This is a genomic window from Lacisediminimonas profundi (genome assembly GCF_008831265.1).
Lineage (GTDB): Bacteria > Pseudomonadota > Gammaproteobacteria > Burkholderiales > Burkholderiaceae_D > Lacisediminimonas > Lacisediminimonas profundi.
Genome location: NZ_VTTH01000002.1, coordinates 762,845 through 776,261 on the forward strand (window position 1 = coordinate 762,845; position 13,417 = coordinate 776,261).

Consider the following 13,417-nt stretch of genomic DNA (forward strand, 5'->3'; position numbering starts at 1 on the left):
GAGTGATGGGTGAGTGATGCGTCCAGCGCAGGATTCAGCGCGCGAGCATGCCGTTCTTCAGGCACTCCGAGTGAAATTCGAAGACCACGGTCGGGTCCGGCTGAACCAGCTTTTCGTCCTTGCCCGCGTACGGCAGATGCGACAGGATGTCGCGCATCAGGTTCAGGCGCGCAATGCGCTTGTTGTCCGCGCGAACGATGCGCCAGGGGGACAGCATGTTGTGCGTCCTGACCAGCATGGTGTCGCGCGCCGCGGTGTAAGCCTTCCAGTTTTCCAGGGCGACGCCATCGATCGGACTCACCTTCCATTGCGTGAGCGGATCGTGCTTGCGTTCATCCAGCCGCTTGGCCTGTTCGTCGCGGGAGATGTCCAGGTAGTATTTCATCAGCCTGATCGGGGCATTGACCAGCATCCGTTCGAAGTCAGGAACGGATTGCATGAACTCCTCATGTTCCTCCTTGCTGCAAAACCCCATCACATGCTCGACGCCCGCGCGGTTGTACCAGCTGCGGTTGAACAGGACCAGTTCCCGGGCTGCCGGCAGATGCGGAACGTAGCGCTGGAAATACCATTGGCTGCGATCGCGGTCCGAAGGCGTGCCGAGCGCAACGACGCGCGTCTCGCGCGGACTCAGGTGCTGGACGATGCGCTTGATGACGCCGTCCTTGCCTGCCGCATCCCGCCCCTCGATCAGGATCAGGATTTTCTGGTTGCAGCGGATGAAGTGACGCTGGAGCTTGACCAGTTCGATCTGCAGCAAGCGCAGTTCCTTCTTGTATTCCTTGGCGCTGATGGAAGGCAATTCAGGGACTTTCAATGCGGATTTTCTCCTGCCTGCTTTCGCGCTGCTTGCGGCCTGGGGATTCTTGTCCGCTGGCTGTGCATCGGTTGCCTGCGACTCTGCCGGCGGCGTCGCGGTTTTGGACATCTGCCTGCTCCTTACTTTGCTCCCAGGCTGAAATCGACCCGGCTTTGCTTGAGTTTTTCCTGCTCCGGCTTCGCGGCCGGGGCGCTGACAATGAAGATGCGCTCCGATCCGACCTGGCCGTTTTTCACCAGATAGTTTTTCACATCCATGGCGCGCTGGTTTGCCAGTTCGCGCAGATCGTCGTCGCTGACCTTGATGTTGGCCAGCATCAGCGCCTCCATCTCCGCCACCGGCAATTTTTTCGCCAGGCCGATGATGGAGCGCGGCTTGCCGGGGATTTTTTCCTGGTCATAGGCCGCGGCAAGATATTTCGGGTACTCGTCGGGCGCGATCGTGACCGCGTCTGCCGATGTTGCCGACTCACCTTCCTTGACCAGTGCTTTCAATTTCTGGGCCTTGACCTTGTGGTCCAGCGCCTTGCGCTTCAGTCCCTCCGCATCCTTCACGGGGTCGGCCCGGCCGGCTACGTCCAGCTTCAGGCTGGGGCGGTCGTGCAATGCCGTGCCCAGCGACTTGAGCTTCGACTCCGCGTCCGCCAGCAGCGCAGCGCTGCCGTAGTCGAATTCCAGGTGACTCATTTCCTGCCCGCCGCCGAACATGTTCGCGATCAGGCTGAACGGCGCAGTCACCGCCTTGACAATCAGGTTGACGATTACCTTGACGATCAGGCCGCCCATGCTGAACTTCGGATCATCCAGCGAGCCGGCGATCGGCAGGTTGAGATCGATATTGCCGTGGCGGTCCTTGAGCAGGGCAACCGCAAAGAGCACAGGAAGCTTGGTAGCAGTGGGACTGTCCACCTTCTGGCCGAAGGTCAGCTGATTGAGGATCAGGTGGTTCTCTGCCGTCAGCTTGCGGTCTTCGACCCGATACTTCACGTCGAAGGAGAGCTTGCCCTTCTCGATGCCATAGCCCGCATACTTGGCGGCATAGGGAGTGAGCGGCGAGAGTTCGAAATCGGTCAGCTTTGCCAGCAGATCAAGGAACAGGTTGCCGGACAGTGGATTGACCTTGCCGGTGATATCGAGTTGCCCCTGGTTGTTGACCCGTCCCTTGATGCCGACGTCGGCCAGCGCGCCGGGGTCGGACGAGAGGCCGGTCACGGCGCCGCCAAGATCGGTCAGGTCGGCGGAGTAATTGGGCTGGATGAAGTGGTCATGGAAATCGACATGACCGTTCTGCAGTGACAGCCTGGCGATCGTGATCGAAGGCTTGCCGGCAGCCGGAGGCGCTGGCTGCGATGACTGTGATGCCTGTGATGCCTGTGATGATGCTTGCGAAACCTGCGCCCTCGGGGCTGCAGGGGCCGCAACTGGCGCACCCTGCGCGCTTGCCAGATTGGCCGCACTGGCATTCCCTGCAGGCGTTCCGGTACCGGTTGGCGCGCCGGCAGCCTGATCCTCCTGGACCAGGATTTTCTGGACATTGAAGCTGCCGTCCGGATTGATCACCAGATGCGAGTAGAAATCCGCGAGCGAGATTTCGGCGATGCCGATGCGCAGGGACGGCTGCGTCATGGCGTTGACCTGGCGCAAGCGCAGCGATTTCCACTTCAGGAAATCTTCAGTGCTGGCATTGTCGACCGTGGCCAGGTTATCGACCCGGGCATTGCCCGCAAAAGCCGCCTGCAATGCGCCGCCCGGCGTCAGGCCGAGTTGCAGCAAGCCCTTGGCGCCGACGCTGCCGTCGGTGACCGTGATGTTGATTTTTTCCGCGAAATACGGCTGCAGCGGCAGCAGGGCCAGGCCCCTGACATCGAGATTGAGCCGGGCTGCCAGCGGGTTCATAGCAGCATCGCCGTTGACCAGCAGGCGCCCCGACTTGCCGAGCCGGGCTTGCAGGTCGAGCTTGGCCTTGCTGTCTTTCCGGTTGGAGAGATTGCTGGCCCGGATCCGGATGGCATTCGTCGCCAGCGTAGCGACCTGGCCATGCGTGACGGATTTGAGGGTGGCAGCGTAGCCGTCGACCGACAGCGTCTTCAGCGCAAATTGCCAAGGCGCGGCAGTGTCTGCGGACTTGACCACCTTGGTGCGTTCGGTGTCTCTGGCTTTGCTTGCTTTGGCTTTCTCTACCTTGGCTTTGTCTGCCTGCGGCTTGCCGGCCTTGCTGCTGGCGCTTGCTGCCGGCTTCGCGCTGGCCGGGGGCGCCATCAGATTGGCCAGGTCGATCTGGCCATCGGCGCCGCGGATGGCGATCACCGAGCCGTTCGTCGTGCTCAGTTCATCCAGCGTGAACGAACGCTTGCCGAGATCGAGTGCGCCGCCCTTCAGCGCCAGCGTGCCGATCGTCAGGAAGTCGGCCTGATCAACACTTTTCCCCTTCTTGCCCCGTTTTTCCTTGCCTGACTGCGCAGCGGCCGGCGGTCCAGGCTGCCGCAGCCGCAGCGCATCAAGCTTGCCCGCCAGTTCAGTCAGGCCGACCTGAAGCGCCTTGCCGCCGTCGGCACTGACCTTATAGCGCGTCGACAAGTCCAGCGCCCCGTCCATTACATCGAAACCCACCAGCCCTGCGTAGTAGGGCGCGTAGCGTTTCAGGCCTAGCCGCCCGAGCTGGACAATTCCTTCAACCGAGAGTGGCGCCATGCTTGCCTGCCCAGTGTGCTTGAACGTTTCCCCGCCATCGGTGGCGAACGAGGCTTCGACCGCCGCCGGTTTGCCGGGCTCGGTGGTGAAATTTTTCACATTCAGGTCGAGATCCTGCACCCGGGCCTGGAACGGCCTGGCCATACTGTCGTCGACAAACCGGACCACGCCACCAGCGAGCTTGATCTCGTTAGCCTGGAGTATGAATGGGGGTACAACTGGGACTGCAGCGCCCTTGTCTGCGCCCTTGGCCGGCGCTGTGGGCGCGGCTGGCGTTTCAGGCGCCAGCCGCGCCAGGTTCAAGCCGCCGCCCTTTTCACGGCGCACGTGCAGTTCAGGCCGGTCCAGTGCGATCTGCCGCAAAACAACCTTTCTGCTCACCAGATCTGCCGAGGCAATATCCACCGCCAGGCGCGGAAACGACAGCAGCGGACCATTTGCCCCCTGCGTCATGGCGACACCATTCAGCGCAGCCTTGCCGGACAGCGTGATGGCCGGCGCGCCCCCGGGCGGCTGCATGAACGTGATCGTCAGGCCCGCGTCCAGCCGGCCTGACGGCACCTGGAACTTCAGGTCGACCGGCACATATTTCAGGTAGAAGGGCACATCCACATTCTTGATGTCGATCTGCGCCGTGCTCTCTCGGGTTTTGCTGAATGGCTTGGACTGGCCACCGAGGCTGAATGGCGCGCCGTTCACCTTGGCCGACAGCGCCGGCTTGACGTAGATATCGGTGGCGTAATCCAGGTTGGACACGAAGGGAATCGAAAACTCGATATCCGAGACCACATGACGCGCCTGTTCCGGACGGTCGTCGAACTCGACCTTGCCGCCGTGCAGCGCGATATTGTTCAGCGAGAAGCGGGCCGGACGTGCCTCCGGCGGCGAGGGCTTGCTCAGTTCGGCAATGATGTCGCTGATGTTGTAGCTGTTATCTTCATTGCGCACCAGCCTGACGTGGGGCTTGTTGACGGTGATTTCCTCGATCACCGGCGCCAGTTTCAGCAGCGACTGGGCCTGCAGGTTCACATACAGCTCATCGACGCTCAGCACGGCAGGGCCACCACTGCGCTCGCCCAGCGTGAAACCGTTGACCCGCGCCGAAAGGTGGATCGGGTTGATGTGGATCTCCCGGATCGCCACCGGCCGGTGGAATTTTTCCTCCAGCGCGCGAATGATCAGCGGCTTGACCGCATAGGGCACCACCATGAATCCGGCGGCCCAGAGGACAAGCACGACAGCGACTGCCCACAACAGGGTTTTCCTCAGTACGGGATTCTTGGCGAAAGCGGGGATGGCGGGAGTTTGCACGCTGTTGGCACTTGTGGTTTATGGCGACAAGGGACGGAGCAAGCACGTGTTGTCGCGTGAAAGATCATGGTGAGGACCGACCCTATGATAATCGACCTGCAATCGACCTTGCCGGAATATCCGATTATCCGATGATGAACCGCACGAGCGCCGCCATTGGCACATGGCCTGGTGCAAAATAGCCGCATGAAACTCCGCGAAAAGTCCGTCCGCAAAAAGTCCGTCAGCGAAAAGTCCGTCCGCGAAAAAATCCGGGCATGGGCAGGAACCATCAAACGGGATGGCGTGACCCTCTGGTTCGCCTGCAAACATCCGCACACACCACTGGCCGCCAGGGCACTGGGGGTTTTCGTCGTCGCTTACGCGCTCAGCCCGATCGACCTGATCCCCGACTTCATTCCGGTGCTTGGTTACCTTGACGACGTAATCCTGCTGCCAGCCCTGATCTGGCTGACGATCAGGATGATCCCCGCCGGCGTGCTGGAAGCAAGCAGGGTCAAGGCTGCGGAATGGATGGAAAGGGAAGGACAAAAACCGCGAAGCAACTGGGGAATCTTGCTCGTGCTTGTGGTCTGGATTGCCGTCACTGCGGGAATGTGGACCTGGTTCGCGAAGGCGCCGGGCTGGTAGGCCACCCTCGCCTACTTCGCCACCCGGCGTCCCTGCGCATCGATCACCACTTCGCCATCTTCCTTGACGAACGCACCTTGCTGCGGCAGCGGCAATATCTCCAGGACTTTTTCCGACGGGCGGCACAAGCTGGTTCCTTGCGGCGTCACGACGAACGGCCGGTTCAGCAGGATCGGGTGGGCGACGATGGCGTCGAGAAGCTGCTCATCGCTGAGCGCCGGATCATCCAGCTTCAGTTCCGCGAACGGCGTTCCTTTTTCGCGTAGCGCCTGCCTGACGGTCAGGCCGGCATCGGCGATCAGCTTCTTCAGCTCGCCCCGGCTGGGCGGCGTTTTCAGGTACTCGATGACCTGCGGTTCGACGCCTGCGTTGCGGATCAGGGCCAGCGTGTTGCGGGACGTGCCGCAATTCGGGTTGTGATAGATGGTGATTTTCATGTTGGATGAACTGCGCTAAAGTAGCTAACGTAGCAGATTGACCCCGATCGCCACGACGGACAACAGGATGGCAACCCCGGCGGCCGCCAGCGCCAGGCTCAGTTTCCTGGACAGTTCAGCATGGCTGACCGACAAGGCGTTGATCTGCTCGGCCATGTTCCTGACCAGCTCGGCCTGCGCAATCTCCGCGCGTTCCAGCGTTTCCAGCCGCCCTGCGACGGTCGATATCTGCGATTGCGGACTCGCTTGCGGATCGACAGGTTCCGCGCGCCGCTTTTGCCAGTCGGAAAACCCCTTGATTGCCGACTTCAGAAGCTCTGCTCCTGCCAAAATTGTTCCTGGATCTACTGCCACCTGGTGTGCCTCTCTGGATTAGTGTCTACTGCATTTTTTACAGCCCGCCAAACAGAGACAGCCTGGCACATTGGAGTCAACCACTATGATGGGCGCCCCTCGCGCTTGACTTCGTCGATATCGCGAGCAGAGAATTTTCCCTTGGGCAAGGCAGCGCGCAATTCACGGGCACGAGCCAGTCGTTCGGCAGGCGGCATCCTGGTCGGCAGCAGCACGGATTCGAGGCACACAATGGCCTCGCTGTTCAGGCTCCGCCGGTGACTTTCCGCGGAGGCTTTCAGGCGCTCGTACACGGCCTCTGGAATGTTCTTCAGGGTCAGGGTAGTTGACATGGCGCGTTCACCATAATGGAACCACTATGCCTGCATTTTGCCATAAGCCGAAAGTCCAATGAAAAAAGCCCCAGGCGGGGCCAATTTCATCTGGTGGAGAAAGGGGGATTCCCCTGCCGCTGCAAACCGCGATCGCGCTGGCATGCGCGGCTGCCCTGATCGATGCTGATCAATCGATGCTGATATTTGCGCGCCGCGCCGCCTCGGTGTATTTGGCGATCTCGGCCTTGAGCATTGCAGCTGTTTCCTGCGGCCGCAGGCCAGATGGGCTGATGCCCGACTTTTCCATTTGCTGCCGGATTGCCGGCGTAGCCAGGATGGCGGCGATTTCGCGGTGCAACCGCTCGATCACTGCAGGCGGGGTTCCGGCACGTCCGAACAGGCCGACAAACACGTCGACGGCGAAGCCGGGGATGCCGGATTCGGCCACAGTCGGCACATCAGGCAAATTCCTGGAGCGGGTTGCCGAAGATATCGCAATCGGGCGGATGCGCTGCGCCTGGATCAGCGACATCACCGGCGCAATGTCGGCGACCAGCAGATCGATTTCGCCGCCAAGAATCGCCGAAACAGCCGGTGCGGTGCCCTTGTAGGGAATGAATGTCATGGTCGTGCCGGCACGCTGGTTGAACAGCTCGCCAGTCAACTGGAACAGCACGCCCGCGCCACCGAAGTTCAATGCCCCGGGATTGGCCTTGGCGCGATCGATCAGCTCGCGCGTCGTCCGAACCGGCAGGTCGAGCTTGGTGCTGAAGACGATCGGATAAGTGCCCAGTACCGTGATCGGCGCAAAGTCGTTGACCGGGTCATAGTTGAGCTTCTTCTGCACTGCCGGGTTGATGGCCATCGCCCCGCTGGCGCCGATCAGCAGGGTATAACCATCATTCGGCGCGTTCTTGACATTGACCGCAGCGATTGCGCCGCTGGCGCCCGGGACGTTTTCGACGACCACCGGCTGCCCCAATTTTTGCGACAAGGGCGTCGCAATCAGGCGGGCCAGGATATCGGTGCCGCCGCCGGGAGCGAAGCCCACCACAAACTTGATTGGCTTGGCAGGATAAGCCGCATCGCCCTGAGCCTGCGCCTGCGCCTGTGCCTGCGCTTGAGTCTGGATCACCAGGCCAGCCGCCAGCACACCCACTACCGTTTTGATCCATTTCATATTCATGACTTGCCCACCCCTTGCACGTTTTCTTGCGTTAGAAAAAATCAGGCTGAAACCTTCATCTCGGGATGAACCACATCCCCCTTGTCCAGTATCCGGACCCCATCCAGCCACAGGCTGCACTGGCGCATCGGCAGGTCCATGTGGCATGCGGTATCGTTGGTGCCGCCAAGTTCCAGGTTCGGCCCGGTCGAGAAAAGCACATTGCCGTAGAAGGACAGCGCATTCATCACATGCTCTTCGGCCAGCTGACGGGTTGCCGAAAACTGGTACCAGCGGGCCTTCTCGTTCAAACCCCAGCCGATATGCGAAATCGCAAAGGCGCGCGGATCATTGAAGCGGTCCATGTAATCCTTGATGAGCTGGGCATCCATCCCGTCACCTTCTATCGCAACCACATACCCCTTTTCCACCCGCAGCACGACCTTCGACTGCACGTACTGCTTGAAGGCCGCGATGATGTCCCCCGGCTGCAGCACGACCGTGCCGTTGATACCGCCGTCGTTACCCTGGGTAAAGGCAAAACCCGAGGGAAAATGGTCCCAGCGTCCGGCCTCGAAGGTATAGCCGTACTCCGAGATCACCGGATACTGGCCAAGCTCGTAGCGAATGTCGGTCCCTGCCTCCGAGGTGAATCGCAACTCCTTCGCCTTCTCCAGCAGGGATTTGGCGAACTCCACCCGGCGCCGTAAATCTTCAGTCGGGAACATCTGCTTCAGGACATGCAGTGGCTCCATCACCCTCAGGATCCGTGCGCCGGCCGCCTGGATTTCCGCCTGCTCGCGCGAGAACAACAGCCCGACCAGGTCAATCACCATGTCGGCCGACTTGAGGGTTTCCAAAGCAAGTTTGTTGCCAACCAGCGGATGACGGCCCTGGACCGCCACCGCATTGCGCTGGCTGCGCGAAACGTTCAGGTTGAAGGTCTGCGCGCCCAATTGCTGGGCAGCGACCATGAAGGCCTGGGCGTAATCAGCCCACTCCGCACCAGCGCTGAGCACGACCACCACTTCGCCGGGACTGACTTTGCACAGCTTCAGCTGGGCCAGGAAAAGCTCCAGCATTTCGGCATCAATTTTCATAAGCGATTTCAGGCTTCCTGAGTGGAGGGTCTATGAAGCGGGTTTATGAAGCGCATGGGCGAGGCTGGCGCACAAGCCCTCGAAGTCATCCACCTGGAGCTGGTGGCCGGCAGCGGCCAGGCGCGTTACGCGCAAGCGCGGGTTCAAGCCCTGCATTTCGCGCACATCGTCCTCGGACACCACGCCGCCCTTGCCGGCGCAGATCAACGCTACCGGTACCTGCACCGCTTGCAGGTCTGCGTGCATGTCTTGCTGGTGGAAGTCGTCATAGGTCACATGAACCACGCGCTCATCGCAGGTGGGCAGCCACTCTGCCCGCTTGAGCAGCAGCTCCTCTGGCCACGGCGCCTGGTCCGCAGCGCGCAATGCCAGTTCGCCCTCCCCGCGTTGCGCGGCGCGTAGCAGCTTCAGCGTGCGCTCCATGGGAATCGGGTAAAGCCGGCGGCCGGGCCCGCTGGTGGGCGGGTCTAGCAATATCAATTGGCTGATGCTTGAGGCATCGATGCGGGCCGCATGCAGCGCGATGCGCGCCCCCATCGAATGCCCGAGCACCACATGCGGCCCCAGTGCCAGCGCCTCGGCAAAAGCCAGGATGTCGTTGGCGCAGGCATCCACGCCGTAGTCCAGGTGCGGCCCGGACTCGGACAGGCCACGGCCGCGAACATCGAGGATGTAGCAGTCGTGGGTAAGTCCCAGCCATTGGCCGACATGATCCCAAAGTGCGGCAGGACTGACGATGCCCGGCACCAGCAGCACAACCGGGCCCGTTCCGCCATAGCGCAAATAATGTTGCCGGATGCCGTTGGCGCGGACGTGTTTGCCGTAAAGGAAGCTCATCAGGCCGGCTTCCCGGACTGGCTGGCCTGCCTGGCCTGGCCCGATCGAATCATCGCTGCCAATTTGTCGAGCGACATGGGGAGCCGGGTCACCGATACGGAACTGGCAGACAACGCGTTTGAAACCGCATTCGCCAGGGCTGCGCCTGCGCCGATGATGCCGCCCTCGCCTGCGCCCTTGACGCCGAGCGGGTTGGATGGGGAACGCGCGATCTCCAGGCTCAGCGCATCGACATTCTCGAAATCGGTGCTGGTCGGCAGCAGGTAGTCGCCGAAACTCCCGGTGATCAGCTGGCCGGCCTCGTCATAAATGAATTCGTCAAGGAAGGCGCCGCCCATGCCCTGGACTGCGGAGCCAATCGCCTGGCCATGCACGATCGCCGGGTTCAGGATGCGGCCGAGATCCTCTACACACAGGAAGTTTTCAACCCGTACCTGCGCCGTGCGCGGATCGACGCTGACATGGGCCAGGTGGACCCCGAAGGTAAAGGTCAGCCTGTCATTCGCGAATGAGGCTTCGGCGCATTCCTCGCCCCATTCCAGCGGGTCGCACTCGGGCAGTGCGGCAGCCAGCGACTCCAGCGTGGCGAGGATGGTGTTATCGCTGGCGCGGACCACGGCCGCGTTTTCCCAGGCCAGGCCTGCCGTTCCCTCCAGGCCCAGCAGCCGTGCCGCGCGCTCCAGCAAGCGTTGCTGCATTACCTTGGCCACGGCGGCAACTGCGCTGCCCCCCATGACCGCGGATCTGCTGTGGTAGGCGCCAAAACCCTGCTTGAGGTAGGTGGTACTGCCGTGATAGACGCGAATGGCGTCGAAGGGCACGCCGAGCTCATCGGCCAGCACTTGGGCCATCACGGTCTCGTGCCCCTGCCCCGCGCTTGACGATCCCACGAACAGATCGAACATGCCGCCACGGCGCAGCTCCAGCCTGGCGTGCTCGGCCGGCCCGCCGCCGGTCGATTCGACAAAACAGGCCAGGCCTGTGCCATGCAGCCGTCCGTCAATCTCGCGACCGTCCAGCGCCTTCAACTTGTCGTAGTCGAAGTGCGACAGCGCGATATCGAATACGCGGGGAAAATCGCCGGTGTCGTAGATCGTGCTCGGCTGCCCGGGAACCAGGGCGCCCGCGTCATACGGCATCTGGTCGGACCTGATCAGGTTCCTCTTTCGCAGCTCGACCGGATCAATGCCAAGGTCGGCCGCCGCAAGGTCGATCAGCCGCTCTCGGAAAAACGTGGACTCGTATCGGCCCGGCCCGCGGTAAGTGCCGGACGGGGTCTTGTTGGTCAGTACCGCGCTGACGTCGAACTCGAGATTGCCGATCGCATAGGGTCCCTGCAGGAACTGGGTTCCCTTGCCAGCCATCACGCCGGCGTTGGTGCGGACATAAGCGCCGATGTCCGAAACCACCTTGCCACGCATCCCCAGTAATAGGCCATCGGCATCCAGCGCGATCTCCAGTTCGCAATGCATCTCGCGCGAATGATTCATCGCCATCAGGTTCTCACGCCTGTCCTCGATCCATTTCACCGGCCTTCCCAGCCGCTTCGCGGCAAAAGGGATGACAAAATCTTCCGGATAGAAGTCGCCGCGCACGCCAAAGCTGCCGCCGATGTCAACCTCGATCATCTCGACCGATGTCGCCGGCAGGCGCAGCATGTCGGCCAGGATCGTCCGGTTGGCAAACGGCACCTTGCCGGCGCCCCATACCCGCATGCGCTCCGCGCCAGCATCCCATTCCGCGACCAGGCCGCGCGTTTCCAGCGGAACCGCGCTGTGGCGATGAATGTAGAAGCTTTCCTTGCGCGTGTAATGAGCATTGGCAAATGCCGCTGCGGCATCGCCGCGCGCAACGCGATAGGAAGTGGCCAGGTTGCTTCCCTGTTCGGCGTGGAGTACCGGTCCGCCTTGCGCCGCGCGAAGCGAGTCGACCACCGCCTCGAGCGACTCGTATTCCACGAACACCGCTTCGGCCGCATCTTCGGCCACATAGCGGCTCTCGGCGACTACCAGTGCGACCGGCTCGCCGACGTAGCGCACGATGGATTGTGCCAATGGCCACTGCAGGAATTTTTCCATGCCCGGCAGGGGACAAGTACGTTGCGGAATGGTCTTGGCGTACTCGGCGATGTCGGCCCAGCTCAATACCATCACCACGCCCGGCATATCCAGCGCAGCACTGGCGTCGATGCCCTGTATCCTGCCGTGTGCTATCGGACTGCGCACCATCACGGCATGCAACATGCCCGGGCGCTTGATGTCGTCCACGTAGGTGCCGCGCCCGGAAACGAAGCGCTCATCCTCGCGCCGCTCGACGGCGCGGCCGATCATGGGCTCGCTCATTGGGCGCCCCCCACGGCCGGATCAGACGAATCGGCCGCAATTGAATTCATTGCCCGTTGCCCGGCGGTCGCCATGATGGCATCGATGATCGGGATGTAGCCCGTGCAGCGGCAGATATTGCCCGAGATCGCCTCGCGCGCCTGCTCGCGGCTGGGTTGCGGATTCCTCTCCAGAAAGGCATGCGCGGTGGTCACCATGCCGGGCGTGCAGAAGCCGCATTGCAACGCATGGTGGGAGCGGAAATTCTGCTGCAGGTCGCTCAACTGCCCCTCGGGCGTCAGCCCCTCGATGGTGACCACATCGCAGTTGTCGGCCTGGACGGCAAACATCAGGCAAGCGCGTACCGATTCGCCGCCCAACAGCACAGTGCAGGCCCCGCATACGCCATGCTCGCAACCGAGATGGGTTCCTGTCAGGTCCAGGACCTCGCGCAGGAAGTCAGCCAGGGTCAGCCGTGGTTCGACCTGTTTTTCTACCCTCTTCCCGTTGACTCGCAACTGGATTTGAACCTTGTCGCTCATGATTGCTTCCTGTCCATGGTCATTGGAGCGCGCACGCTTGCTTCAGCGCGCGGGCAGTCAATACCTCGACCAACTCGAGGCGATACTCGGATGAGGCATGGTGATCGCCCAGGGGACTGACCGCCGCGCGGGCTGCGCGCGCAACCTGCGCGATCAGGTCCTCGCCTGGCTGCTGCCCGGCCAGCAGATCCGATGCAGCATCCAGCATGAAGGGCTTGTCGCTGGCCGCGAAGATGATGCATTGGGCCCCGATGCAGCGCCGCTGCTGGTCCAGATCCAGCGTACAGATCACGCCCGCCATGGCGAAGTCACCGGTTCGCCGTGACACCTCTTCGAATCCCCAGCCGCGTCCTGGCGGCCAAGCCGGGAATTCGACTGCAACGATCATTTCGTCCGGCTGCAGCGCAGTCGAATAGACCTGGCGGAAAAAGTCCTCAGCCTTGAGCCGCCGCTGTCCCTGCGTGCTTTGCAGCACGATGCTCGCATCGAGCGCCATTGCCAGTGCCGGCCATTCCGCTGCCGGGTCAGCATGCGCCAGGCTTCCGCCGATGGTGCCGCGGTGACGAATCTGCGGATGCGCGACCTTGCGCATGACTGCCGGCACCAGCGGCATGCACTCGGCAAGCAATTCGCTTCTCTCGAAATCGACATGCCGCGTCATCGCGCCGGCACGGATGGTGCCGTCGGCAAGCTGTTCGATTTCCTGCAAGTCGGTCAGCAGCCGCAGGTCGATCACATGCGCGGGATTGGCCAGGCGCAAGTTCATCGCAGGCACCAGGCTCTGCCCTCCTGCAAGCAGCCGCGCGTCGGGCCCTAGCTCGGCCAACCTGGACAATGCCTGCTCCAGGCTGGTCGGTGCTTCGTACTGGAATCGGGGTGGCTTCATGATTTGATTT

12 protein-coding genes are annotated in these 13,417 nt (G+C 62.0%); 1 reads left to right on the top strand and 11 read right to left on the bottom strand.

Features of this window, described 5'->3' with window-relative positions; all coding sequences use genetic code 11:
- Window positions 1–34: 34 nt before the first annotated feature.
- Together ppk2 and FVE66_RS09190 are read right to left on the bottom strand one after the other, a co-directional pair.
- A complete protein-coding gene (ppk2, locus tag FVE66_RS09185; protein WP_151447075.1) occupies window positions 35–928 on the bottom strand; it encodes a polyphosphate kinase 2 in 894 nt (297 codons plus the stop codon).
- A gap of 11 nt (window positions 929–939) precedes the next feature.
- The gene (locus FVE66_RS09190; RefSeq protein WP_151447076.1) at window positions 940–4,821 is read right to left on the bottom strand and encodes a DUF748 domain-containing protein; all 3,882 of its coding nucleotides are present in this window, start codon (window positions 4,819–4,821) and stop codon (window positions 940–942) included.
- A 186-nt stretch (window positions 4,822–5,007) separates the two neighbouring features.
- On the opposite strand from FVE66_RS09190, the gene FVE66_RS09195 reads away from it, so the two are divergent.
- Window positions 5,008–5,451 (top strand): YkvA family protein, encoded by a 444-nt coding sequence (locus FVE66_RS09195; RefSeq protein ID WP_151447077.1) that lies wholly within the window; start codon window positions 5,008–5,010, stop codon window positions 5,449–5,451.
- Between the two features lie 11 nt (window positions 5,452–5,462).
- Here FVE66_RS09195 and arsC read toward each other — a convergent pair whose 3' ends face one another.
- From arsC to FVE66_RS09240, 9 genes are all read right to left on the bottom strand, one after another.
- Window positions 5,463–5,888, bottom strand: coding sequence for an arsenate reductase (glutaredoxin) (arsC, locus tag FVE66_RS09200; RefSeq protein ID WP_151447078.1), 426 nt, complete (start codon window positions 5,886–5,888; stop codon window positions 5,463–5,465).
- Between the two features lie 24 nt (window positions 5,889–5,912).
- Window positions 5,913–6,218, bottom strand: a complete 306-nt coding sequence (locus tag FVE66_RS09205; protein ID WP_151447079.1) for a hypothetical protein — start codon at window positions 6,216–6,218, stop codon at window positions 5,913–5,915.
- A gap of 107 nt (window positions 6,219–6,325) precedes the next feature.
- Entirely contained in the window at window positions 6,326–6,574 is a 249-nt protein-coding gene (locus tag FVE66_RS09210) for a FitA-like ribbon-helix-helix domain-containing protein (RefSeq protein WP_151447080.1), read from the bottom strand.
- 169 nt (window positions 6,575–6,743) lie between these two features.
- Window positions 6,744–7,736 (bottom strand): Bug family tripartite tricarboxylate transporter substrate binding protein, encoded by a 993-nt coding sequence (locus FVE66_RS09215; RefSeq protein ID WP_161993232.1) that lies wholly within the window; start codon window positions 7,734–7,736, stop codon window positions 6,744–6,746.
- Between the two features lie 47 nt (window positions 7,737–7,783).
- Window positions 7,784–8,821 carry a 2,5-dihydroxypyridine 5,6-dioxygenase NicX family protein gene (locus FVE66_RS09220; protein WP_194164369.1) on the bottom strand — a complete coding sequence of 346 codons (1,038 nt, stop codon included), beginning with the start codon at window positions 8,819–8,821 and terminating at the stop codon, window positions 7,784–7,786.
- A 30-nt stretch (window positions 8,822–8,851) separates the two neighbouring features.
- Complete coding sequence (locus FVE66_RS09225; protein ID WP_277753157.1) at window positions 8,852–9,658, bottom strand: alpha/beta fold hydrolase; 807 nt, start codon at window positions 9,656–9,658, stop codon at window positions 8,852–8,854.
- A complete protein-coding gene (locus FVE66_RS09230) occupies window positions 9,658–12,000 on the bottom strand; it encodes a xanthine dehydrogenase family protein molybdopterin-binding subunit (protein WP_151447083.1) in 2,343 nt (780 codons plus the stop codon). The genes FVE66_RS09225 and FVE66_RS09230 overlap by 1 nt, the downstream gene beginning before the upstream one ends.
- Entirely contained in the window at window positions 11,997–12,521 is a 525-nt protein-coding gene (locus tag FVE66_RS09235; RefSeq protein WP_151447084.1) for a (2Fe-2S)-binding protein, read from the bottom strand. Before FVE66_RS09235 ends, FVE66_RS09230 begins: the two co-directional genes overlap by 4 nt.
- A 19-nt stretch (window positions 12,522–12,540) precedes the next feature.
- Window positions 12,541–13,407 (bottom strand): FAD binding domain-containing protein, encoded by an 867-nt coding sequence (locus tag FVE66_RS09240; RefSeq protein ID WP_151447085.1) that lies wholly within the window; start codon window positions 13,405–13,407, stop codon window positions 12,541–12,543.
- Between the last annotated feature and the right edge of the window lie 10 nt (window positions 13,408–13,417).

Coding starts and splice junctions, on each gene's coding strand:
- ppk2 (WP_151447075.1), bottom strand. CDS start 928: ATGTCCAAAACCGCGACGCCGCCGGCAGAGTCGCAGGCAACCGATGCA.
- FVE66_RS09240 (WP_151447085.1), bottom strand. CDS start 13,407: ATGAAGCCACCCCGATTCCAGTACGAAGCACCGACCAGCCTGGAGCAG.
- FVE66_RS09220 (WP_194164369.1), bottom strand. CDS start 8,821: ATGAAAATTGATGCCGAAATGCTGGAGCTTTTCCTGGCCCAGCTGAAG.
- FVE66_RS09215 (WP_161993232.1), bottom strand. CDS start 7,736: ATGAAATGGATCAAAACGGTAGTGGGTGTGCTGGCGGCTGGCCTGGTG.
- arsC (WP_151447078.1), bottom strand. CDS start 5,888: ATGAAAATCACCATCTATCACAACCCGAATTGCGGCACGTCCCGCAAC.
- FVE66_RS09235 (WP_151447084.1), bottom strand. CDS start 12,521: ATGAGCGACAAGGTTCAAATCCAGTTGCGAGTCAACGGGAAGAGGGTA.
- FVE66_RS09210 (WP_151447080.1), bottom strand. CDS start 6,574: ATGTCAACTACCCTGACCCTGAAGAACATTCCAGAGGCCGTGTACGAG.
- FVE66_RS09230 (WP_151447083.1), bottom strand. CDS start 12,000: ATGAGCGAGCCCATGATCGGCCGCGCCGTCGAGCGGCGCGAGGATGAG.
- FVE66_RS09195 (WP_151447077.1), top strand. CDS start 5,008: ATGAAACTCCGCGAAAAGTCCGTCCGCAAAAAGTCCGTCAGCGAAAAG.
- FVE66_RS09225 (WP_277753157.1), bottom strand. CDS start 9,658: ATGAGCTTCCTTTACGGCAAACACGTCCGCGCCAACGGCATCCGGCAA.